Source organism: Stenotrophomonas sp. (assembly GCF_059505245.1).
In genome coordinates, this window is the sequence record NZ_JCACKF010000037.1 from 1 (window position 1) to 20,864 (window position 20,864).

A 20,864-nucleotide genomic window follows, 5' to 3' on the forward strand; every position below is an offset into this window, starting at 1 on the left:
CTCTCGGCCCCCAAGGTGCCAGATCGGCAAGAGATAAGATCCACGCCATGCGTGGGTGCTTTGCCTGGGAGGAATCCTAAAGCTCCAGCACGCGCCGGTAGCCCAGCGGTCCACGCCCGTCACGCAGGCCCAGCCGCAGTTCCAGCCCGGTGGCCGGCAGCACCTCGCCCTCGCTCGGCAGCATCGCCCAGCCGGCCCCGGGTTGCCAGGCGCGCACCTCGAACCGCTGCACATCCATTGCCACTGCAATGCCTTCCGAAGGAACCGGTGCGGGCAGGGGATAGCGGTCCGTCGCCGTACCGCTGGCGCGCCATAGCGTGTTGCCTTGCCGCCACCAGCGCACCCGCTGCCAGCGCAGCCCATCACTGTCGACGCTGCGGGTGATTTCCAGCGCAAAGCTGCCATCCGGGTACCGTTCGCTCACCAGCGAAGGCGGCAACAGTCGCTGCGGACGATCCGCCGGGCGCACCGCGCCGTTCATCAGCGCATCGTCGGCACGCATCTCGATATCGCGCTGGAACTGCTGCAGCACGCGCAGTGCCGTCGTGGTCTCGGCATCGGCCTGGCGCAGGCGCTGGTCGCTGCCGGCCACGCTGTCGAGCGCTCGCCAGCAGATCAGCGCCAGCACGCCCATGATGGTGATCGCGATCATCACCTCGATAAGGGTGAAGCCTGCTGCGGTACGCTTCATTGCGCCGCGGTCCACGGCAGCTGCATCCGCGCCAGCGACTGCCGCGGTGCATCTTCGGCAGCCACGCTGAGTTCCAGTTGCGGCTGTCCGTCACTCCCCGTGCCGATATGCTGCAGCACCAGGAAACTGCTTCGCCCCTGCACGCAGCGCAGTCGTGCATCCTGCGGCGGCTGCCCGGCCAGGCGCAGCTCCTGCCAGCGGTCCTGCGCGCACAACAGCGCCAGGCGACGGTCGCGCAGGCGTGACTGATCGTCGGTGGCCACCGCGACCGAGCGCATGACCGCAGCCAGCGCAATCGAAACGATCGCCAGTGCGATCAGCACTTCGATCAAGGTGAATCCGCGCATGTTCCGCTTCACTGCACGACCTGCAACTGTCCGCTGCCATCGTCACGAAGACGCAGCTGGCGGCCCTGCAACGACAACGTCAGTTCCCATGCCACGCCGATCCACTCCGGGCTCAGTTCAACCGGGGTGGCCGGCTGCACCACGATGCCGGCCGGTTGCCATGACTGTGGGCGCAGCAGGTCGTCGCGTTGCACGTCCACCCAGCGGGTGCCTTCGCGCCTGCTGAACCGGTAGCCGGCGGCGTCGGCCTGCCAGCGCAGGGGGCGGCCATCGATGCGGGCCTCGTCGCGCGCCACCTGCAGGCGCTGCGCCAGTCGTTCGGCCTCCTGCCGCAGCTGGCGCGCGGGGTCGAGCAGGCTGCCCAGGCCCAGGCCGATGCCCGCCGTGCAGATGCCGATGATCACCAGCACCACCATCAGTTCCAGCAGGGTGAAACCACGCGGCACGTGCTGCATCGACGTTGCCTCCTGTCCAGGTCGATGCCTGCCAGCGTAGGCCCGCATGATGAAACAAAAGCGTCAGCGGCGGCTGCTAGCGTGGGCGGACACGAACGTGGCGATGGTGCGGAACATGGATGGCAGGCGCTGGGATCGCAATCGGATGTTGACCCTGCTGGCGGCCACCCTGCTGCTGGCGGTGGTGGCCTATTGGAGCGTCACCCTGTCTGCGGTGGCGCCTGCGGCGGCAGCCAGCGAAGCGCATGCCGATGCGCCGGCGCGGCCGCTGTTCGATGCGGTGGCCAGTCTGCCGCTGGTGCGGCTGCTGTCGCCCGGTGCGGTGCAGACCGAGGTGGTCGTGCTGGGTGTGATGGCGGGTGACCACGCGCCCCTGGCCCTGTTGTCGGTGGATGGACGCCCGCCGGAGGCTTACGCGCCCGGCCAGCGGCTGGGGCCCTGTACGGTGCTGGCCAGCATCAGCGCCAACGCGGTGGAACTGAACCAGGCCGGGCAATCGCGCAGCCTGCCGGTGCCCGCGCTGCCACCGGTGCCGAACGATGGCATCGTGCCGGCCGCTCCGCAGGGCGGCGCTCGGTAGAGCCGAGCCCGCGCTCGGCTGCCTCTGCATGGCCGTTGAACGGTGTGCAGGCGCAGCCGGGCGTGGGCTCGGCTCTGCAGATGCATGGGTTCATCGCGCCGGACGCTGCGGTACCACGGACCGCCCGAAGGCATCGCCCATGCGTTGCCGCGTGCCTTCCAGGTTGTACTGCATCAGCTGGTTGCCGGGCTGCCGCATCAGGCGTTCGGCATCCGGCAGCGCCGCTGACTTCGCCGATTTCGGCGCCGGCGCCAGCCTGCGTTGCAGGCATTCCCACGCGGGGATGCGCTCGCCGTTGACCTGTACTTCGATGCACGGCGCAGCACCGTCCTGCTTCTTCGCCTCTCCGGCCCAGGCCGATGGCAACGCCAGCAACAAGGCAAGGGCGAGGGCAGGGCGAAGGCCCGCCTTCAATGGCTCACTCATCGCGAATCTCCTGCAACAACCGACGCTCTGCAATGAAGAAGTGTGGCGAGGGCAGTCTACGCCGGCGAGTGCTCTGGCGCTGTCACAAGATGACAGTGCTGTCACAAAACTGGTGGCGGTTTTGACGCGACGTGCACGTCCTGTTGGTAGACCCACGCGCCGCTCCCTGGCCCCTCCCTCCGATACGACGCGATGCCTTCGATGACTCCTGTTCCGTGCCGAGCCGTCCGCTTTCCGTTGCGCCTGCATCCGCTGGTGCTGGCGCTGGCCGCGATGCCGCTGCCATTGTTCGCGCAGGAGGCAGCGCCTGCGCCCAGCGTAAACATCAATGAATACATCGTGCGCGGCAACACCGTGCTCGATCCGCGTCAGATCGAACGGGCGGTAGAGCCGTTCCTCGGCCCGGGCAGGACCCTGGCCGATGTCGAGAAGGCGCGCGATGCGGTCCACGCGCTGTACCAGCAGGCGGGCTACCAGTCGGTCTACGTCGAACTCCCCGAGCAGCAGGTCAGTGGCGGCGTGGTGCTGCTGAAGGTGCAGCAGACGCCGATCGGCCAGCTGCGCGTGGTCGGCACCCGCCACGAATCGCCCGACCGCATACGCGATCGCGTACCGGCACTGGCCGAGGGCAAGGTGCCGGACTTCGACCAGGCCCAGAAGGAACTGACCGCACTGAACGAAGGCGGGCGTCGCCAGGTGATGCCGCTGGTGCGCGAAGGCCAGGTGCCGGGCACGATGGATGTGGACCTGCAGGTCGAGGAGAAGTCGCCGTGGCGTGCCAGCGCGTCACTCAACAACGACCACAGTGCCGACACCGAGAAGCTGCGCCTGAGTGCGTCGCTGGCCTACGACAACCTGTGGAAGCGCGGGCACAGCGCCAACATCGGCGTGTACCTGGCGCCGGAAGATACAAAGCAGGCCAAGGTGTTCTCGGCCTCGTACACGATGCCGTTCGAAGGCACGCCGTGGAGCCTGGAAGCCTCCGGCTACAGATCCGACAGCCGCGTGTTGAATGCAGGCGGGCAGGTCGGTACCGGCACCGGCACCAACGTGATCGGCAACGGCCATTCGATCGGCCTCAAGCTCAACTACCGGCTTGCCGGCAGCAGCCAGTGGTGGCGCCAGCTCAGCCTCGGTGTGGATTTCAAGGACACCGAGGAAGACACGCAGATGGGCAAGGACAGCCTGAAGACACCGTTGAAGTATGCGCCGATCACCCTGGCCTTCGTCGGCGTGCGCCAAGGCGAGCAGGATCAGCTGAGCATCAACACCCAGCTGGTGGCCGGTACCCGCCGCCTGTTGGGTTACGGCAGCGACGCCACCGCGTTCGGGCAGAAGCGCTACTGGGCTGACCCGAGCTTCGTGGCCTTCAAGGCCGACGTGGCCAACACCCACACCTTCAGCAATGACTGGCAGTGGTATGCGCGTGGCTCGCTGCAGGTAACCGATGCGCCACTGGTGTCGGCCGAGCAGTTCGCTGCTGGCGGCATGTACACCGTGCGTGGCTACCTGTCGGCCGAGGCGATCGGCGACTACGGCGGCCTGGCCAGCCTGGAATGGCGCACCCCGCCGTGGTCGCTGTGGAGCGGCACCGACCTGCGTGTCTACAGCTTCGCCGACGCGGCCTACCTGCGCCTGCGCCGGCCGCTGCCCGAGCAGCGTGACAAGTACAACCTGGCCTCGGTCGGCCTGGGCGCGCAGCTGCGCCTGGGTGAACACCTGCAACTGCGCCTGGACTACGCCTGGCCTTATGCCGATGGCCCGGTCACGCGCAAGGACGACCCGCGCCTGCATTTCAACATCAGCACCAGCTACTGACCCTTCCCTTGAACATGCGTTCTCCGGAGACCCTTCGCATGGACCGTTTGCTTTCCCGAGTATTGCTGCTGCTGGCCGCGCTGGTTGCGTTGCCGGCGGCTGCGGCCGATGCCAATTGGTGGCAGGCCGAATGGAAATACCGCAAGCCGATCACCGTCGACGCCGGCCCGCAGGGCGCGGGCCTGGCCGGTGACCCGGGCCGCACGCCACTGCTGCTGCGGCTGCATACCGGCAACTTCGGCTTCGACGGCACCCAGGATGCGGGCAACGACCTTCGCTTCGTCTCGGGTGATGGCCGTACCGTGCTGGCCCACCAGATCGAGCAGTTCGATCCCACGCTGGGCCTGGCCCTGGTCTGGGTGGACCTGCCGGCGGTCAGTGCCGCCGCGCCGCAGACCATCTGGATGTACTACGGCAATGAAAAAGCCCCGGCCAGCGGCAACGGCCAGCAGGTGTTCGATCCGGACTACACGCTGGTCTACCACTTTGCCGAGGCCAATGCGCCGGCACGCGACACCACCGCCTATGGCAACAATGCCGGTGCGGTGGTGCCGCCGTCGGAAGGCGCGGTGATCGGCCGCGGCGTGCAGCTGGGCGCCGGCTCACTGCCGCTGCCGGCCAGCGCGTCGCTGGCGCAGGAAGCGGGCGCGCCGCTCACCGTTTCGGCCTGGATCAAGCCGGGTAGCAACAATGCGGCTCAAGCCATCTACGCCCGCCGTGATGGTGCTTCCGAACTGGTGCTGGGCATCGAGAACCGCGTGCCGTTCGTGCAGCTCAATGGCCAGCGCAGCACGCCGGCGCAACCGATTCCGGAAGGGCAGTGGGCGCATGTTGCACTGACGGCAGAGAAGGGCGCGTTGCAGCTGTACCTCAATGGGCGCGTAGCTGCCCAGCTGAGCGGTGCGCTGCCGGCGCTGGCCACCGCGCCGGTGGTCGGCGCCGATGCGCCGGGCGCCGCGCAGCCGCTGGCCAACTTCGAAGGTGCCCTGGACGAGTTGCGCATTTCGCGGGTGGCACGCCCGGCCGCGCTGCTGCTGGCCGACGCCACCGCTCAGGGCGCCGACTCGCGCCTGGTCAGCTACGGCGCCGACGAGCAGTCCGCCGGGCAGAGCCACTTCGCCTTCATCCTCAAGGCGATGCCGTTCGATGCCTGGGTGGTGGTCGCCATCCTTGGCCTGATGATGCTGCTGTCGTGGGCGATCATGATCGCCAAGAGCCGCCACTTCGGTCGTACCAGCAAGGCCAATGCGGTGTTCACCGAGAGCTTCGGCAAGCTGTCCGGCGTACCGCTGCGCACCCTGTCCGACATGGACCGCCAGGGCAAGGCGCCGACCGCCATGCACGATGGCTCGTTGTGGCGCATCTACCAGGTGGCCATCGATGAAATGCAGCAACGGCACCAGCGCGATGGCAACAGCGGCTACCTCAGTGGTGCCACCATCGCGGCGATCCGCGCCTCGATGGATGCAGTGATGGTGCGCGAGCAGGAAGCGATGGCGCGGCGCATGAACTGGCTGTCGACCACCATCGAAGGCGCGCCCTACGTGGGCCTGTTCGGCACCGTGATCGGCATCATGCTGGTGTTCGTGGTTGCGGCGATGGCCGGCGCGGTGGACATCAACTCGGTGGCACCGGGCATGGCCGCGGCGCTGCTGTGTACCGCCGCCGGCCTCGGCGTCGCGATTCCGGCGCTGTTCGGCTACAACTACCTGGGCGCGCGTGCCGAAGCGATCGGTGCGGACATGGCGGTGTTCATCGACGAATTCGCCGCGCGCCTGGCCGAAGAGCAGGACGGGCGCGGCCCGGCCGCGGTCCAGGGCTGAGGGGCGCGCCATGGGCCAGAAGGCGAAGTTCGGCATCAAGAAGCGCGAGAAGGGCATCAACGTGACGCCCTTCGTCGATGTGCTGCTGGTGGTGCTGGTGATCTTCATCCTGACCAGCAACGCTTCCATCCCCGGCATCGAGGTCAACCTGCCGAAGGCCAGCAACAGCGTGGCGCTGGAGAAGCCCAAGACCAAGGCGATCACCATCGACCCCAGTGGCCAGGTGTTTCTGGATGCCTACCCGGTGACGATGGCGGAGCTGGAAGACCGCCTGCGCACCGAGCGCGCGACCACGCCGGATTTCCCGGTGATCGTGCGCGGTGACGCGCAGGTGCAGTACGCCCGCGTGGTCGAGGTGCTGGACCTGCTGCGGCGCCTGGAGCTCGCCCAGGTCGGCCTGGTCACCGGCAAGGCGCAGGGCTGAGGCATGACGGCCCATCAACCCCCTCGGCCGGAGCCCGGCATGCGCGGTCGCCAGTTTCTGGTGACTGTCGCGCTGGTGCTGGCCGCGTTGCTGGTGCTCGGCATCGCCGTGTGGTGGATGCTGTTCAAGGACACCGCGAGCACCCGTCGGCCGGTGGTGCAGCCGCCGATGTTGGCGCTGCCGCCAGCGCCTCCGCCACCCCCGCCGCCGCCGGAAAAGCCGCCGGAGCCGGAAACGCCGCCGGAGGAGACGATGCCCGAACCGGAGCCGCTGGAGCAGCCGACGCCGGCTGAAGAGCCGACGCCGGCACCGGACAATGCAGATCCGGTGACGATGAACGCCGATGCGCAGGCCGGCGGTGACAACTTCGGCATCCAGTCCGGCAATGGTGGCGGTTCGTCCGGCGTCGGTCGCGGCGGTGCCGGCAATGCCACCTATGGGCGCTACCTCGGCTACCTGATGCAGCAGGCAATCTCGCGCGACGACAAGGTCAAGCGCCTGGCGTTCCAGCTGCAGGTGAATGTGTGGCTGGCCAGCGATGGCCGCCTGGAAAAGGTCGAGCTGGTGCGTGGCAGTGGCAACGAGGAGGCCGACGCGGCCGTGCTCGATGCACTGCGTCGCATCGGCAAGGTCGACCAGGCACCCCCACCGTCGCTTGATTTCCCCGCCCGCGTCCTGATCCAGGGCCGCCGGCCCGGGGCCTGATTCCCGACCTCCGTGATTTCCCTTCTTTAGATGAGAACCGTGATGAACGACCACGTCCGCGCACGAACCGATTCCCGCCGCCCGCGGCCGGCCCGACGGGCGCTGCTGTGCTGCGCCGTGCTGCTCAGCCTGGCCGCCCCGACCGGTGCGATGGCCGCCGAAACGACCATGGTCAAGCTGATCAAGGGCCTGATCGCCAGCGGCGCACTGAAACCCGAAGATGGCCAGGCATTGCTGGTGCAGGCCGAGGCTGAAGCAGCGGCCGCATCGCGTACCGCGACCACTGCACCTTCGGCCGCCAGCGGTGGCGTGGCCCTGGAAGCCGGCGACGTGCGCGTGCCCTACGTGCCGCAGAGCGTGCGCGACGGCATCCGTGACGAAGTACGCCAGGACGTGATGGCGCAGGCCAGGTCCGAGGGCTGGGCGGCACCGAACGAAGTGGCTGAATGGACCAAGCGCATCAAGGTCACTGGTGACATGCGCGTGCGCAGCGAATCGCGCTTCTTCTCCGAACGCAACAGCGACATCGTGAGCAACTGGTCGTCGATCAATTCCGGCAACGGCTTCGACACCAACACCAACACCAACCTGCAGCTGCCACCGCTGCTGAACACCCGCCAGGACCGCCGCAACCTGTGGCGCATCCGCGCCCGCCTGGGCATCGAGGCGACCATCGGCCAGCACACCACGGCCGGTGTGCGCCTGGCCAGCGGCAGCAGCAATGGCCCGGTGTCGACCACCGAGCAGCTGGGCGGTGGCCTGAGCAAGAAGGACGTGTGGCTGGACCAGGCCTGGCTGGCCTACAGCCCGGCCGACTGGGTGACGGTGCGCGGCGGCCGCTTCGGCAATCCGTTCTGGACCAGCGACACGCTGTTCTCCAACGACCTCAACTTCGACGGCCTGGCCGCCAACCTGCAGTACGACTTCGGCGGCGGTGACCTCGGCCTGTTCGGCAACCTGGCGGTGGTACCGCTGGAATACACCTCCGACAGCGCGCCCAGCCAGAGCCGGGTCAAGACCCCGAACGAGAACAAGTGGCTGTCCGGGGCGCAGGTGGGCGTGAACTGGCGCTTCAATGACGACAACGCGCTGCGCGCGGCACTGAGCTACTACGACTTCAAGAACATCAGCGGCCGCCTGTCCTCGCCGTGCGCGCTGTATGCGGGCGCGGTGGGCTGCGACACCGACTGGTCGCGTCCGGCGTTCATGCAGAAGGGCAACACCCTGATGCTGATCCGCGACATCGCGCGCAATCCGCTGGATCCGGCCAATACGCCCACCCCGCAGTATGTCGGCCTGGCCTCGGCATTCCGCCTGGCCACGCTGAACCTGCGCTGGGATACGCAGCTGGCCCAGGACGTCGGCCTGCGCCTTGAAGGCGACTACATCCGCAACCTGGCCTACGACAAGCAGGCGATGTTCAGTCGCGCCAACAACGGCATCGTCAACAATTACGGTGCCGGTGGTGCCGCCAGCATCGATACCTTCCGCAGCGGCGACACCGCATGGATGCTGCAGGCCACCTTCGGTGCCACCGAGCTGAAGGAGAAGGGCCAGTGGCGGGCGCTGCTGGGCTACAAGCACATCGAGGCCGATGCGCTGCCGGATGCCTACAACGATCCGAACTTCCACCTCGGTGGCACCAACGCCCGCGGCTACTACGTGGGCGGTGCCTATGCGCTGGACGCGCGCAGCTGGATCAGCGGCAAGTGGATGGCGGCCAAGGAAGTGTCCGGTGCGCCGCTGTCGATCGACGTGTTCCAGCTGGAGTTCAACACCGGCTTCTGAGTAGCGGGCGTGATGCGGATCACGTAGTGCGTGGCGGGGGCGCAGCGATGCGCCCGTCTAGGGAAAGGAGACCACGCGTTGTTCAAAAGGAGGAGTGGATGAGCCGTCGCAAGCTGTTCGAGAGTCCCGAACCGTCCAGCCAGATGCTGGGTGTTGGACCGGCCTATGTTTCCGTGGAGGGCCTGCGCCAGCACCTGGCCGAGTTCCTGCTGTACGCGGGCCGGCCGGTGGTGATCATGCGCGGGCGCAGCGAAGTGGGCTACTTCCTGCCGGCGCGCTGCTGGCGCCAGCGTGACGATGATCCGCTGGCGGCCGCGGCCGCCGACCAGCTGCTGGATGCCGCCGGGTTCCAGGCCGAAGACATCCAGCAGGTGGAGCAGGAATTCAACGCGATGCGCCAGCGCACGGTGTTGCATTCACGGCGCTGAGCCCTCTGTTACGCCGCCGCCCCACGCTCACTGGTGATGCGTGCACCTTCGCGCATCACCAGGGTCACCGGGGTCTTTTCCACCACCTCCAGCAATCGCTGCCACTGCGCATCGCTCAGCTCGGCACTGGCATGCAGCACGCGGTGCACGTGGAGGCGCCCGTCCTCATCACGTTCCGAGCGCAGCTCGGCATGGAACTCGCCCAGGTCCCAGCCCTTGCGCTGCGCGTACATGCGCAGGGTGATGGCGGTGCACGCCGCCAGCGAGGCCAGGTACAGGTCGAACGGCGCGAAGCCCTTGCCCTGGCCGCCCAACGAGGCAGGCTCGTCCGCATCCACATCGAAGCTGCCATTGCTGATGTGGTGCAGGTAATTGTCGGCGGTTGAAACAATGCGTGCGTAGGCCATCACATTCTCCATCTGTCCATGGCGTCGAGCCACGCTCGACCAAACCCACTGTAGCGTCGAGCCATGCTCGACGGCTCCCCAAAGGCGGCGCCAGTCAGGACCGGCGCCGCCACCCGGTTACTCGGTACGATCGTACGAGAACTGGATGCCCGCCGTACCGCCGGTTTCAATGAAGAGGTTCATGAAGGCCGGCACCGTTTCCGAACGGGCCCAGTCGCGCTGCAGCTCGCAGAACAGCTGCGGCACGCTGATCAGCTGGCCGCCGGCCTGTTCGATGCGGCGCAGCGCGGCATCGTGCGCGGCCAGCGAGGTGCCGCCGACGGCGTCGACCACCACATACACCTCATAGCCTTCCTTCAACGCATCCAAGGCCGGGAAGGTCAGGCAGGCCTCGGTCCACAGCGCGGTCATGATCAGCTTGCGGCGGCCGGTGGCTTCCACCGCCCTGCGGAACTGGACGTCTTCCCAGGAATTGATGGTGGTGCGGTCGTAGGTCGGATAGTCACCCAGCACCTGGCGCAGCTGCGGAATCGGCGGCTTGTTCAGGCCGGTCTTGACGTTCACCGTCGAATGCACGATCGGCAGGCCATAAGCCACTGCGGCTTTGGCAGTGCCGACGATGTTGTTGACCAGCAACTGGCGGTCCATCGAAGCAATGGAGTTCACCTGCACCGGCTGGTAGTCGATGATGATGAAGGCGGAGTTCTGCGGGGTCAGCAGATGATCGCTGGCCGGGTCGCGGATCGGTTCACTGGACATGATGGGTCTCCGGTTGAGAGGCGTGCCGACAGCGGGCCGGCACCCCGGGCGTAGGTCAGCTGCGCTGCGAATCCAGCGGCTCGTGGTTCTTCTGCACGTCCTGCGCCTTCAGGTAGCTTTCGATCAGCAGCTGGTAGTTCGGGAAGATCTTCGTGTAGACCTCGGCCCACTGCTGGGCATCATCGCGGTTCCAGCTGCGCTGGATCTCCGAGGCCACCGCGGCGGTGTCCATCGGCACCACGCCGGCCTGCACCACCCGGGCCAGGGTGATCTCCTCGGCCATCTTCGAATAGGTGCCCGAGGCATCGATGACCGCGAACACCTGATAGCCATCGGCAACGGCGGCAATGGACGGGAAGGCCATGCACACGCTGGTGATGGTGCCGGCAATGATCAGCTGCCTGCGGCCGGTGGCCTTCACTGCGGCAACGAATTCCGGATTGTCCCATGCGTTGATCTCGCCCTTGCGCGCCACGTACTGGGCATGCGGGGCTGCGTCGTGGATCTCCGGGATCAGCGGGCCGTTCGGGCCCTGCGGAACAGAGGCAGTGGTGATCACCGGCATCTTTGCCAGCGTGGCCATCCTGGCCAGCGCGGTGGCGTGGGCGCGCACGCGGGTGAACGGCATGTCACCGATGGTCTGGAACAGGCCGCTCTGATGGTCGATCAGCAGCATCGCGGCGTTGTCCGGATCGATCACCGGGCGGGCACCGTTGAAGTTGGCGGGGGTACTCATGGTCAGTCTCCTGGAAAAAGCGGGCGATGGCCCGGAGGGTGCGGCGGGCCATCGCCCGCCGCTTGAAACGATCAGTGCGCGATCTGGCCGAAGCGGCCGCTGTTGAAATCGTTGACCGCCTGCGCGATCTCGGCCTGGCTGTTCATCACGAACGGGCCATAGCCCACCACCGGCTCGTCGATCGGTTCACCGCTGAGCAGCAGCACGGTGGCGTCGCTGTCGGCGTCGACGAACACGTCCTCGCCGCTGCGGTCGAAGGTGACCAGCTGTGCCTCGCCGACCGGCTGGCCGCCGTTGATCCGCACCGTGCCCTTCAGCACCACCAGCGCCAGCGTGCGGCCCTCAGCCACCGGCAGTTCGGCGTGGTGGCCCTGCCGCAGGCGGATGTCCCAGACATCCATCGGCGTGTGGGTGCGGGCCGGGCCGGCATGACCGTGGAAGCGGCCGGCAATGACCCGCACGCGGCCGGCGCCATCGGGCAGATCCACCGAGGGAATCTCTGCGTCGAGCAGGGTCTGGTAGCCCGGTGCGCCCATCTTGTCGCGCGCCGGCAGGTTCACCCACAGCTGGACCATGTCCAGCGTGCCGCCGCGCCTGCTGAATTCCGGCGTGTGGAATTCCTCGTGGAGGATGCCGGAGGCAGCCGTCATCCACTGCACGTCACCCGGGCCGATGGTGCCGCCGGCCCCGGTCGAATCGCGGTGGGCGACCTCACCCTCATAGACGATGGTGACGGTCTCGAATCCGCGATGCGGATGCTGGCCGACGCCACGCGGCGTATTGCTGGGGGCGAAGGTGTACGGGCCGGCGTAATCCAGCAGCAGGAACGGGCTGAGGTGCTGGCCGTGGGTGTTGTAGGAAAACATCGAGCGGGCGGGGAATCCGTCGCCCACCCAGTGCGGGCGCGGGGCGCTGTAGGTACCGGTGACACGCTTCATGGCGATCTCCTGGCCGGGGCTGCCGGCCGCTGTTCTTCGTTGCGAAGACGATATCGCCGTGACAATAAGGCCGGTAGACGCCAGTATTTGCCGTCATAGTCCTATCTGGTGAACAATGTCTGCAGGCCGTGGCCGCAGGAGATCGCCCCGTGTTCATCGCAGATATCCGCCGTTGTGACCTCAACGACCTGTTCTACTTCGCCATGGTGGTCGAGCATGGCGGCTTCTCGCAGGCCGGCCGGGCGCTGGCGATGCCGAAGTCGAAACTGAGCCGGCGCGTCGCGCTGCTGGAGGAACGGTTGGGCGTGCGCCTGATCCAGCGTTCGACCCGGCGTTTCTCGGTCACCGAGGTCGGCCAGGACTACTACCGCCACTGCAAGGCCATGCTGGTCGAAGCCGAAGCGGCCGAGGAAGCCATTGCGATGTCACGTGCCGAGCCGCGCGGCACCATCCGCCTGGCGTGCCCGATCGCGATCCTGCACGCGCGCATTGGCACGATGCTGGCCGATTTCCTGGCCCTGCACCCGCAGGTGACGGTGCAGCTGGACGCCACCAACCGGCGCGTCGATGTGGTGGGCGAGGGTATGGACGTGGCGATCCGCGTGCGGCCGCCGCCGCTGGAGGACAGTGACCTGGTGGTACGCGTGCTGGCGCGCCGGGTCTGGTGCACTAGTGCAAGCCCGGCGCTGCTGCAGCGGCTGGGCACGCCGCAGGTGCCGGCCGACCTGGCGATGATGCCGACCGTGGATCTGGCATCGGCCAGCCAGCAGCATGCCTGGGAATACACCGGGCCGGGCGATGTGCTGGCCAGCGTGCACCATCGCCCGCGGCTGGTCAGCGATGACATGATCGCGTTGCGCACCGCCGCGGTGGCCGGGGTGGGCCTGCTGATGCTGCCGCGGATGATGATCAGCGACGAGCTGGCCCGTGGCGCGCTGGTGCCGGTACTGCCGGAGTGGGTGCCCAAGCACGGCATCGTGCACGCGGTGTTCCCGTCGCGACGCGGCCTGTTGCCTGCGGTGCGTGCGCTGATCGACTACCTCGCCGAACGCTTCGAGGCGCTGGAGGAACCCTAGGTCTTCCATCCACGCCATGCGTGGATGATGTCGGGGCTGCAGCTTGCCGCCTGCGGCCGTGCAGCCCACAATCCACGTCCGGACCGTCGCCATCACGCCCATCATTCCCCGGTCCGGCCTTGGCACCTATGTCTCCCAATGCCCTGGCGCTGGTCGAGCTGCTGATCCGCGAGCGCCGTGCGTTGTCCCGCTTCGTCGCGCGCTACCTCGACCCGGCCAGCACCGAGGACACTCTGCAGAACCTGTACCTGAAGGCCAGCAGCGTGCCCGGCGACCCGCCCATCCTCGAGCCGCGCGGCTATCTGTACCGGATGGCCTACCACCACGCGCTCAACCGCAGCCAGGCCGACGCCCGCGAGCGGCGCGCGATGGCCGAGTACGCCACCGGCATGGCCGAGGCAGGCCACGACGGCGAGGCGCAGGCGCTGGACCAGGCGCAGCTGCGCGAGATCACCCAGACCATCCTGGCCCTGCCGGCCCAGGTACGCGAGTGCTTCGTGCTCAACCGCTACCTGGGCCTGAGCGAACGCGAGATTGCCGCGCGCCTGGGGATCTCCAAGAGCCTGGTCGGCAAGCATGTGCTGCGCGCAGCGCTGCTGATCCAGCAACAGCAGCGGGGAATGGGCCGATGAGCGGCGATTGCCGTGGGCAGATCGTGCCCGCCGTTGTCACAACAGGAAAGCGCACCCATTCGCGGTGCGGCAGGCCACAACCATGACCACGTCCGAACCCTCGCCGCGTCAGGCCAGGCAGGCGTTGCGCTGGGTGATACGGTGCAGTGCAGGCCCGTTGCCGGGACGCCAGCAACGCACCCTGCAGCGCTGGCTGCAGTCCGATCCGCGCCATGCGCTGGCCTGGCGCCAGCAGCAGGCCTTCTGGCAGCGGTTGGACGCTGCCGGGCCCGAGGTGCTGGCCGCGCTGCCCGAGCTGACCGGCGACCGCCAGGGGCTGCGGCCGATCGCACCGCACCGTCGCCTGCCGTGGCTGCTGGCATCGGCTGCGGCCGTGGTGCTGATGGTCGCGGCCGCTCCGCATGCGTTGCTGCTGGCGCGCAGTGATGTGCGCAGCAGCGATGCGCCACGAGTGGTGCAGCTGGCCGATGGCAGCACGGCGGTACTCGATGCCGGCACCGCGCTGGCACTTTCGTTCGATGACCGGCAGCGCCACCTGCGCCTGCTGCGCGGCCAGGCCTGGTTCCAGGTAGCGCACGAGGCTCGCCCGTTCCAGGTCGAGGCAGCGGGCGGCCTGGTCCGTGACATCGGCACTGCCTTCAGCGTGTCGATGCTGGATACCACGGTCACCACCCAGGTCAGCGCGGGTGTGGTCGATGTGCGCCCGGGCGATGGCAGCGTGCAGCGCCTGCATGCCGGACAGGCACGCGCGTTCCGTGACGGGCACTGGCTGCAGCCGGTGCAGCTGGAAGATCCGGAGAGCATGGCGCCGTGGCGGCGTGGCGAGGTAGTGATCGATGATCGGCCGGCCGCGCAGGCCATCGCCGACCTGGCGCGCTACCGTCGTGGCCCGGTCTGGGTACTGGGCGGGCAGGGCGCACGCGTACGGGTCAGTGGCCTGTTCCACCTGCAGCAACCGGACACGGCCATCGTCGCCGTGGCCGCGCAGGCGGGACTGCGCGTGCAGCGCTTGCCCGGTGGTGCGTTGCTGCTGTGGTGAAGCACCCTCGGAACATGGACGAACCGGTCGCATGAAAAAAACATGAAAAAACCGTGGGCAGTCGTCGCAGCCCGCTGTCTATAGAGGTATAGCCAGAGCGAAACCGCGTTTCTTCTCAAGCCAGACACACCACCGGGCACCGGACGTGTCCGTTGTCCCGCCCCGCTTGAGGAGTTCCTGTCCATGCCGTCCACGGCATCCGCCTGTCATCGTCGCGCCACCGCTCTGGCCCTGGCTGTTTCCACCGCATTGCTGCAGTTGGCCTGGGTGCCGGCCGGGCAGGCGCAACCGGCGGTCGTCGCGCCGCTGCGCCAGTACGCCATTCCGGAACAGCCCCTGGCCGACGCCGTGCGTGCCTTTGGCCGCCAGGCCGATGTGCAGGTGGTGTTCCGCAGTGACCTGGTGGAAGGCCGTCGCTCCAGCGCGGTGAGCGGCGAGTACAGCCAGATGCAGGCCCTGCAGCTGCTGCTGCGTGGCAGCGGCGTGCGCGCGCAGCGTGGCATGGACGGCACCTGGAGCCTGCGTGCCGTAGCGGAGGCGGGTGAAGGGGAAGGGGTGCGGGTGACCGAGACACTGGACGTGGCCGGTCGCCTGCAGTCGGAAGGGGGCGAGGCCCGCGATCGGCGCGGCTACGATGATGTGTTCGCGCTGGACATGGCCACGGCGTATTCGGGGCGCGACCGGGTGGAGCGCTATCGCGGCTCCAATCCGGCCGACGTGGTCAAGGATCTGGTCGGTGTGTTCAGCGGCGATGCGCGCAACAGTGGCGCGCTGGACATCAACATCCGCGGCATCCAGGGGCCGGGGCGGGTGCCGGTCAGCATCGACGGCGGCGAGCAGGCACTTACGGTCTGGCGCGGCTACAACGGCGTCAGCAACCGCAACTACATCGATCCCAACCTGATAGGTGGCATCCAGGTCATCAAGGGGCCGGGGCTGGTGCGCGATGTGCACAGCGGGATCGGTGGCGCGCTGGTGATCAAGACCATCGACGTCGATGACATCGTGGAAGCGGGTGAGCGCTTCGGCGGGGAGCTGAAGATCGAAGGCAGCAGCAATGCGGTGGCGCCACGCCTGCCGCGGCTGCATACCGGCGAGGACTACCGCACGGTGCCCGGGTTCCCGCAGGGCTCGCCCTCGGCACCGTATGCCGACAGCACGCTGCTGGTGCCGGTGAAGTCGCGCGGTTCGGAAGCCAATGTGTTCGCCGGCGAGGACCAGGCCTGGCGGCTGGCGCTGGGCCTGCGCGGCGAACACGTGGACCTGATGGCCGCGTATGCCTGGCGCAAGCGCGGCAACTACTTCTCCGGCACCCAGGGCACGGCGTACTACGACCAGGACCCGCGCGAGCAGTTCGAGTACAAGGGCCTGGACTACATCACCACGCTGGCGCGCTACTTCAAGCCCGGCGACGAGGTGCCCAACACCTCCAGCGAGCAGGAATCGTGGCTGCTGAAGGCGACCTGGCAGATCAACGATGACCAGCAGCTGCGCGCCACCTGGCGGCGTACGCTCTCCCACTACGGCGAGATCATGCCCTCGCGCATCCTGTCCGCGCCCGACTACGGTCGCATCCAGTGGCCGCTCAGCCGCGTCGATGCCGATGCCTGGAACCTGGAATACCACTGGCAGCCTGCCGGCAGCCGCTGGCTGGACCTGCGTGCCAACCTGTGGCGCACCGAAACCACCAGCGATACCTACACCGCCGGCGGCTTCCCCAATTTTGCCAGCAACCCCGACTGGAACCCCGGCAGCAGCCCGATCCTGCGCAATACCGCGCTGGCCAATGCCCGCAACGACCGCACCGGCCTGACCCTGAGCAACCGCTTCGCGCTGCATTCCACCCTGGACCTGACCGTGGGCGGCAACTGGCAGTTCGAGAAACTGCGCTCGGCGGACCCGTACTTTGGCGTCAGCGATGGCTGGCGCATGTACCCGCGCGCCGGGCGTCGCCAGGAAGGCGAGGGCTACCTGGTGCTGGACTGGCGGCCGGTGGATTTCCTCTCCCTGAGCGCCGGCGTGCGCTACGCGCGCTATTGGGCCTTCGATGATTTCCTGCAGGAACACCCGGAGCTGATGACCACCTCTGTGTTCCCCAGGGAAGCCCGCTACCGGGTCAACGAACTGCCCGAACGCCCGGCCAGCCTGCAGGGCGAGATCGACGCCATCGAGGCGCAGCGCGCGTTCTGGGACAGCATCGGCATGGGCTTCATCGTCGATGATCTGCTGAAGGGCCTGCTGAGCAGGTACGAGACGCCGGTGGCGGTGGAGCACAGCATTCCGTGGCTGCCGGATGCGGACGGCAACTACCGCCGTGCCAGCAACCCGTGCCTGAATGGTCAGGTGGCGGCCATTCCCGGGCTGTTGCCGGTGCAGGGCGCGCAGATCCTGTGCAGCATCCAGAGCGGGCGGTCGCAGACGGTGGCCGGCCGCAACGAGCGCAGGCGCGACCATGCCTGGCTGCCGACCTTCTCGGCCACCGCGCATTTCTCGCCCAATGCGCGCGCCTATGTGCGTTACAGCGAGGCGGTGCGTTTCCCCAGCATGTTCGAGAGCACCATCGCGTTCTCCAGCAGCCTGAACCCGCTGTACCCGCTCAAGCCCGAACACGCCTACAACTACGAAGTGGGCTACGTGCACAACCTGTCGGCGCTGTTCGGCAACACCGCCGATGCCGACGTGAAGCTGGCCTACTACGTGCACAAGACCCGCAACGTGATCGAGCGCGACGGCAATTTCCTGTTCGACAACCTGGACAAGCAGCGCATCCGCGGCCTGGAGTTGCAGGCGCGGTTCGACAACCGGCGCTTCTTCACCGACCTGGGCATCACCCGTACGCTGGAAAACAAGGTCTGCGACGAAAGCATGGCGGTGCAGCTCGATGCGCTGGCCGGCAAGGTGCCCAACTGCGTGCAGGACGGCTTCGTCAGTGGCTACCTGCTGACCCAGGCCATTCCCCGGTTGTCGGTGAACGTGTCGCTGGGCACCCGGCTGTTCGATGAGCGCCTGGAGCTGGGCAGCCGCATCGTGCATTACCAGCGCCACCAGAACCCGGACCTGCAGGCCTACCGTGATCGCCTGTACGCCGGCAGCGGTGGCCTGATCTGGCAGAACGTGCCGTTCACCTGGGGAAACATCACCACCGTCGATGCCTACGCGCGCTGGCGCTTCAATGACCACGCCAGCGTCGAGCTGGTCGGCACCAACCTAGGCAACCGCTACTACGTCGACCCGGCCACGCGCTCCACGCTGCCGGCGCCGGGGCGCACGCTGAAGCTCGGTGTCACTGCGCGCTTCTGATCACCTGTTCTGTTGTTGTACCCGTTGTTCCCTCAACCCAAGGAGTAGTTCCATGAAGATGATCTCCCGTTCCGTACTGGCCATGGCCGCCACCTTCGCCCTGGCCGGTGCCGCCCAGGCCGCCGACATCGTCGGTGCGGCCAGCCCGGCCACCGATTCGCAGCTGTACGTCAAGGTCGGTGCCTCCGAAGTCAACGGCGGCCCGCACAGCGCAGGCAAGGCCGGCATCGGCGTCGGCACCGTCTCCAACGGCAAGCCGGTCGACTTCCAGGGGCTGGCGGCCTACTCGGCCCCGACCACCGTCAACGGCGTTACCGTGCGTACCCTGGCCATGCCGATCACCGGTACGCCGGGCAGCCATTCCGGCATGGGCCACTTCAACTTCGTCAAGGTGGGCAGTGGCGATGTGTGGTTCGGCGAATGGTCCAAGGACGGCGCTGCGGGTGGCTTCAACAACCGCCAGGTGTACTTCGCTGGCGACCGCGCCGGCACCACCCTACCCAGCGGTACCGCCACCTACGCGGTGGCCGGCCTGAACCGGTTCAATGGCAGCAACCTGCTCAGCGGTACCTTCGCGGCGAACTTCGGCACTGGCAAGCTGACCGGCGGCCTGACCGGTGGTGGCCAGACCCTGGCGATCAGCGCCAACATCAACAGCGCCGATGCATCCTTCGCCGGCACCGCCGTGGCCAACGGCTCGGTCACCGGCAACAGCCAGGGCCAGTTCTTCGGCGCCAACGCGGCCACGCTCGCCGGTATCGCCACGTTCGCCGGCAACAGCCAGTACGACACCGCCTTCGGCGGCAGCAAGAACTGATCGCCACGCCCCTGACGGGGCAGGGCAGGGACAAGCCGCGATCCGCCAGTCCCTGCTTCGGCCGCTGCATGCACCACCACGGATCGACCATGCGCCATTCCACCTTCCTTGTCGTACTGCTGTTGGCTGCCGCTGATGTGCGCGCCCAGCAGGACGATCTGCGCCGCGTGCTTGAACAGGGCAGCGAACTGCGCCACCAGCAGCAGGACCGGCAGCGCCTGCAACAGGCCGAGTCGGAGCGGCCGACCATCACCATCGATGGCAGGACGCTGCGCGTGGAGCGCACCGTCGACGATCTCGGCCAGGCCCTCTACCTGTCACTGCAGCATCAGCAATGGCGGGCCGCCGCGGCGTTCCTCGAGGAGTACATCGAACTGCAGGGGCATGACCCGCTGCTGCGCCATTACGCGCAGGGGGTGTTGGCCCGCGTGGCCGGCGACCATCGTCGCGCGGCGAAGGAGTACGAAGCGCTGCTGGCGGCGCAGCCGGATTTCCTGCCGGCCCGACTCGAGCTGGCACGTGTCTATGCGGAAGACCAGCGTGATCGCGATGCGGTCGCGCTGTTCACGGCCATCGCTGCAGGCATCAATGCTGATGATCCGGCCACGGCCGGCGTCCGCGCGCGCGTGGACGGTTACCTGGGTGCCCTGCAGGCGCGCCAGCGCTGGAAAGGCGCGCTGTCCGCCGGCCCCGCATGGAGTGACAACATCAACCGCAGCTCGGCCAGCCGCACCTGCCTGTTCGGCGTAGGCGACGCCTGCATCATCGAACGGAAACTGCCCGACGCCCAGCGCGCAGGGGGCCTCGACTACGACGCCAGCCTGGAACGGCGCTGGGTCCTCGACGGGCATCATGGGCTGTACGTGCGCGGTCTCGCCTTCGGTCAGGCATGGCGCGGGCACCGTGCCTACAACGAGCTCAATGCCAATGTGCAGGCAGGTTACAGCTGGCGCAGTGCGCGGCAGACCGTGCTGCTTGCCCCCAGCTATGACGTCCAGGGCCTGGGCAACCATGCGCTGCAGGGCGGCAGTGGCGTGCACGGCGAATGGCAGTACGCCCCGGATGCACGCAGCCTGCTCAAGCTGGAGGCCGACTGGAAGCGCCAGCGGTATCGCCAACAGGGCCTGGCCAGCAACTATGACGGCGAACTGGCATCGGTGTATGCCACCTGGTTCCGTGCGCTCAATCCGCGCTGGACGGTCTTCGCCGGGCTGGATGTCACCGGCAGCAGCGCTGCCGACCCGGCCAACGGCTACCGCCAGCGCGGCTTGCGGCTGGGCGCGGCGCGGCAGTGGAGCGGCACCACGGCCACGGTGTTCGTGTCGCTGCGCCGCCGCGACTACGACGCCTGGAGTCCATTGCTGGAGGCGCGCAGGCAGGACGACGAACAGAACCTGATCGCCATCGTGCGCAGCGAGCGGCTGGCGGTGGCCGGGCTGGTGCCCAGCCTGGGCCTGCGCTACGCCCGCATCGACAGCAACGTCGGCTGGCTGTACAGCCACGACCGCAGCCTGCTCAGCCTGAAATGGGAGCGTGCGTTCTGAACGCGCCGCTGCAATGCCCGGGTGAACGGGCCGTGGCGGCGATCTTCATCGATCATCACGCGCCCTTGTAGCCCGTTTCGCGCATCCTGCAGGCGTTGCGGCAGAGGTGCGCCGCGTGTATCGAGGAGCGC

At 67.8% G+C, this 20,864-nt stretch carries 21 protein-coding genes; 13 read left to right on the plus strand and 8 right to left on the minus strand.

Going from position 1 to position 20,864, the window contains the following annotated elements; genetic code table 11:
• Nucleotides 1–76: 76 nt before the first annotated feature.
• The 3 genes from AC5JLE_RS13340 to gspH are packed head-to-tail and all read right to left on the minus strand — an operon-like array spanning nucleotide 77 to nucleotide 1,493.
• Nucleotides 77–691: a prepilin-type N-terminal cleavage/methylation domain-containing protein gene (locus tag AC5JLE_RS13340; protein ID WP_496065364.1), complete on the minus strand. Its 615-nt coding sequence runs from the start codon at nucleotides 689–691 to the stop codon at nucleotides 77–79.
• Nucleotides 688–1,038 carry a type II secretion system minor pseudopilin GspI gene (gene gspI, locus AC5JLE_RS13345; RefSeq protein WP_153643303.1) on the minus strand — a complete coding sequence of 117 codons (351 nt, stop codon included), beginning with the start codon at nucleotides 1,036–1,038 and terminating at the stop codon, nucleotides 688–690. Before gspI ends, AC5JLE_RS13340 begins: the two co-directional genes overlap by 4 nt.
• Before the next feature lie 8 nt (nucleotides 1,039–1,046).
• A complete protein-coding gene (gene gspH, locus AC5JLE_RS13350; protein WP_014647360.1) occupies nucleotides 1,047–1,493 on the minus strand; it encodes a type II secretion system minor pseudopilin GspH in 447 nt (148 codons plus the stop codon).
• A gap of 103 nt (nucleotides 1,494–1,596) precedes the next feature.
• On the opposite strand from gspH, the gene AC5JLE_RS13355 reads away from it, so the two are divergent.
• Nucleotides 1,597–2,073, plus strand: a complete 477-nt coding sequence (locus tag AC5JLE_RS13355) for a general secretion pathway protein (RefSeq protein ID WP_014647359.1) — start codon at nucleotides 1,597–1,599, stop codon at nucleotides 2,071–2,073.
• Nucleotides 2,074–2,163: 90 nt separating this feature from the next.
• On the opposite strand, the gene AC5JLE_RS13360 is transcribed toward AC5JLE_RS13355, so the two are convergent.
• The gene (locus tag AC5JLE_RS13360; RefSeq protein WP_014647358.1) at nucleotides 2,164–2,499 is read right to left on the minus strand and encodes a hypothetical protein; all 336 of its coding nucleotides are present in this window, start codon (nucleotides 2,497–2,499) and stop codon (nucleotides 2,164–2,166) included.
• A 201-nt stretch (nucleotides 2,500–2,700) separates the two neighbouring features.
• On the opposite strand from AC5JLE_RS13360, the gene AC5JLE_RS13365 reads away from it, so the two are divergent.
• The 6 genes from AC5JLE_RS13365 to AC5JLE_RS13390 all read left to right on the plus strand — a co-directional run bounded on the left by AC5JLE_RS13365 (nucleotide 2,701) and on the right by AC5JLE_RS13390 (nucleotide 9,485).
• Nucleotides 2,701–4,317 carry a ShlB/FhaC/HecB family hemolysin secretion/activation protein gene (locus AC5JLE_RS13365; RefSeq protein ID WP_032956761.1) on the plus strand — a complete coding sequence of 539 codons (1,617 nt, stop codon included), beginning with the start codon at nucleotides 2,701–2,703 and terminating at the stop codon, nucleotides 4,315–4,317.
• 38 nt (nucleotides 4,318–4,355) lie between these two features.
• The gene (locus AC5JLE_RS13370) at nucleotides 4,356–6,140 is read left to right on the plus strand and encodes a DUF2341 domain-containing protein (RefSeq protein WP_032956763.1); all 1,785 of its coding nucleotides are present in this window, start codon (nucleotides 4,356–4,358) and stop codon (nucleotides 6,138–6,140) included.
• Nucleotides 6,141–6,150: 10 nt separating this feature from the next.
• Nucleotides 6,151–6,564 (plus strand): ExbD/TolR family protein, encoded by a 414-nt coding sequence (locus AC5JLE_RS13375; RefSeq protein ID WP_005409874.1) that lies wholly within the window; start codon nucleotides 6,151–6,153, stop codon nucleotides 6,562–6,564.
• Between the two features lie 39 nt (nucleotides 6,565–6,603).
• Nucleotides 6,604–7,269 (plus strand): cell envelope integrity protein TolA, encoded by a 666-nt coding sequence (gene tolA, locus AC5JLE_RS13380; RefSeq protein WP_164232603.1) that lies wholly within the window; start codon nucleotides 6,604–6,606, stop codon nucleotides 7,267–7,269.
• A 42-nt stretch (nucleotides 7,270–7,311) separates the two neighbouring features.
• Nucleotides 7,312–9,057: a putative porin gene (locus AC5JLE_RS13385; RefSeq protein ID WP_496065365.1), complete on the plus strand. Its 1,746-nt coding sequence runs from the start codon at nucleotides 7,312–7,314 to the stop codon at nucleotides 9,055–9,057.
• 98 nt (nucleotides 9,058–9,155) lie between these two features.
• Entirely contained in the window at nucleotides 9,156–9,485 is a 330-nt protein-coding gene (locus AC5JLE_RS13390; RefSeq protein ID WP_005409871.1) for a hypothetical protein, read from the plus strand.
• An 8-nt stretch (nucleotides 9,486–9,493) separates the two neighbouring features.
• Here AC5JLE_RS13390 and AC5JLE_RS13395 read toward each other — a convergent pair whose 3' ends face one another.
• The 4 genes from AC5JLE_RS13395 to AC5JLE_RS13410 form a co-directional block, all read right to left on the minus strand.
• Nucleotides 9,494–9,892, minus strand: coding sequence for an OsmC family protein (locus AC5JLE_RS13395; protein ID WP_049404363.1), 399 nt, complete (start codon nucleotides 9,890–9,892; stop codon nucleotides 9,494–9,496).
• Between the two features lie 117 nt (nucleotides 9,893–10,009).
• Complete coding sequence (locus AC5JLE_RS13400) at nucleotides 10,010–10,651, minus strand: hydrolase (RefSeq protein ID WP_032962577.1); 642 nt, start codon at nucleotides 10,649–10,651, stop codon at nucleotides 10,010–10,012.
• 55 nt (nucleotides 10,652–10,706) lie between these two features.
• Complete coding sequence (locus AC5JLE_RS13405) at nucleotides 10,707–11,387, minus strand: isochorismatase family protein (protein WP_164077815.1); 681 nt, start codon at nucleotides 11,385–11,387, stop codon at nucleotides 10,707–10,709.
• 71 nt (nucleotides 11,388–11,458) lie between these two features.
• Nucleotides 11,459–12,325, minus strand: a complete 867-nt coding sequence (locus tag AC5JLE_RS13410) for a pirin family protein (protein ID WP_164166675.1) — start codon at nucleotides 12,323–12,325, stop codon at nucleotides 11,459–11,461.
• 149 nt (nucleotides 12,326–12,474) lie between these two features.
• Between AC5JLE_RS13410 and AC5JLE_RS13415 the strand changes: the two genes are divergently transcribed.
• The 6 genes from AC5JLE_RS13415 to AC5JLE_RS13440 all read left to right on the plus strand — a co-directional run bounded on the left by AC5JLE_RS13415 (nucleotide 12,475) and on the right by AC5JLE_RS13440 (nucleotide 20,733).
• Nucleotides 12,475–13,401, plus strand: a complete 927-nt coding sequence (locus AC5JLE_RS13415) for a LysR family transcriptional regulator (protein ID WP_164166673.1) — start codon at nucleotides 12,475–12,477, stop codon at nucleotides 13,399–13,401.
• Nucleotides 13,402–13,529: 128 nt separating this feature from the next.
• Entirely contained in the window at nucleotides 13,530–14,033 is a 504-nt protein-coding gene (locus AC5JLE_RS13420; protein ID WP_014647349.1) for an RNA polymerase sigma factor, read from the plus strand.
• Between the two features lie 82 nt (nucleotides 14,034–14,115).
• Nucleotides 14,116–15,072 carry a FecR family protein gene (locus AC5JLE_RS13425; RefSeq protein WP_401733850.1) on the plus strand — a complete coding sequence of 319 codons (957 nt, stop codon included), beginning with the start codon at nucleotides 14,116–14,118 and terminating at the stop codon, nucleotides 15,070–15,072.
• Between the two features lie 183 nt (nucleotides 15,073–15,255).
• Nucleotides 15,256–18,372, plus strand: coding sequence for a TonB-dependent receptor (locus AC5JLE_RS13430; protein ID WP_496065366.1), 3,117 nt, complete (start codon nucleotides 15,256–15,258; stop codon nucleotides 18,370–18,372).
• 52 nt (nucleotides 18,373–18,424) lie between these two features.
• Nucleotides 18,425–19,189, plus strand: a complete 765-nt coding sequence (locus tag AC5JLE_RS13435; RefSeq protein WP_014647346.1) for a Slam-dependent surface lipoprotein — start codon at nucleotides 18,425–18,427, stop codon at nucleotides 19,187–19,189.
• An 89-nt stretch (nucleotides 19,190–19,278) separates the two neighbouring features.
• Nucleotides 19,279–20,733, plus strand: coding sequence for a surface lipoprotein assembly modifier (locus AC5JLE_RS13440; protein WP_049407279.1), 1,455 nt, complete (start codon nucleotides 19,279–19,281; stop codon nucleotides 20,731–20,733).
• Nucleotides 20,734–20,864: the final 131 nt, after the last annotated feature.

What these genes read in the sequence shown, in the direction of transcription:
- AC5JLE_RS13340 (WP_496065364.1), bottom strand. Translation starts at nt 691, where the DNA reads ATGAAGCGTACCGCAGCAGGCTTCACCCTTATCGAGGTGATGATCGCG.
- gspI (WP_153643303.1), bottom strand. Translation starts at nt 1,038, where the DNA reads ATGCGCGGATTCACCTTGATCGAAGTGCTGATCGCACTGGCGATCGTT.
- gspH (WP_014647360.1), bottom strand. Translation starts at nt 1,493, where the DNA reads ATGCAGCACGTGCCGCGTGGTTTCACCCTGCTGGAACTGATGGTGGTG.
- AC5JLE_RS13355 (WP_014647359.1), top strand. Translation starts at nt 1,597, where the DNA reads ATGGTGCGGAACATGGATGGCAGGCGCTGGGATCGCAATCGGATGTTG.
- AC5JLE_RS13360 (WP_014647358.1), bottom strand. Translation starts at nt 2,499, where the DNA reads ATGAGTGAGCCATTGAAGGCGGGCCTTCGCCCTGCCCTCGCCCTTGCC.
- AC5JLE_RS13365 (WP_032956761.1), top strand. Translation starts at nt 2,701, where the DNA reads ATGACTCCTGTTCCGTGCCGAGCCGTCCGCTTTCCGTTGCGCCTGCAT.
- AC5JLE_RS13370 (WP_032956763.1), top strand. Translation starts at nt 4,356, where the DNA reads ATGGACCGTTTGCTTTCCCGAGTATTGCTGCTGCTGGCCGCGCTGGTT.
- AC5JLE_RS13375 (WP_005409874.1), top strand. Translation starts at nt 6,151, where the DNA reads ATGGGCCAGAAGGCGAAGTTCGGCATCAAGAAGCGCGAGAAGGGCATC.
- tolA (WP_164232603.1), top strand. Translation starts at nt 6,604, where the DNA reads ATGCGCGGTCGCCAGTTTCTGGTGACTGTCGCGCTGGTGCTGGCCGCG.
- AC5JLE_RS13385 (WP_496065365.1), top strand. Translation starts at nt 7,312, where the DNA reads ATGAACGACCACGTCCGCGCACGAACCGATTCCCGCCGCCCGCGGCCG.
- AC5JLE_RS13390 (WP_005409871.1), top strand. Translation starts at nt 9,156, where the DNA reads ATGAGCCGTCGCAAGCTGTTCGAGAGTCCCGAACCGTCCAGCCAGATG.
- AC5JLE_RS13395 (WP_049404363.1), bottom strand. Translation starts at nt 9,892, where the DNA reads ATGGCCTACGCACGCATTGTTTCAACCGCCGACAATTACCTGCACCAC.
- AC5JLE_RS13400 (WP_032962577.1), bottom strand. Translation starts at nt 10,651, where the DNA reads ATGTCCAGTGAACCGATCCGCGACCCGGCCAGCGATCATCTGCTGACC.
- AC5JLE_RS13405 (WP_164077815.1), bottom strand. Translation starts at nt 11,387, where the DNA reads ATGAGTACCCCCGCCAACTTCAACGGTGCCCGCCCGGTGATCGATCCG.
- AC5JLE_RS13410 (WP_164166675.1), bottom strand. Translation starts at nt 12,325, where the DNA reads ATGAAGCGTGTCACCGGTACCTACAGCGCCCCGCGCCCGCACTGGGTG.
- AC5JLE_RS13420 (WP_014647349.1), top strand. Translation starts at nt 13,530, where the DNA reads ATGTCTCCCAATGCCCTGGCGCTGGTCGAGCTGCTGATCCGCGAGCGC.
- AC5JLE_RS13425 (WP_401733850.1), top strand. Translation starts at nt 14,116, where the DNA reads ATGACCACGTCCGAACCCTCGCCGCGTCAGGCCAGGCAGGCGTTGCGC.
- AC5JLE_RS13430 (WP_496065366.1), top strand. Translation starts at nt 15,256, where the DNA reads ATGCCGTCCACGGCATCCGCCTGTCATCGTCGCGCCACCGCTCTGGCC.
- AC5JLE_RS13435 (WP_014647346.1), top strand. Translation starts at nt 18,425, where the DNA reads ATGAAGATGATCTCCCGTTCCGTACTGGCCATGGCCGCCACCTTCGCC.
- AC5JLE_RS13440 (WP_049407279.1), top strand. Translation starts at nt 19,279, where the DNA reads ATGCGCCATTCCACCTTCCTTGTCGTACTGCTGTTGGCTGCCGCTGAT.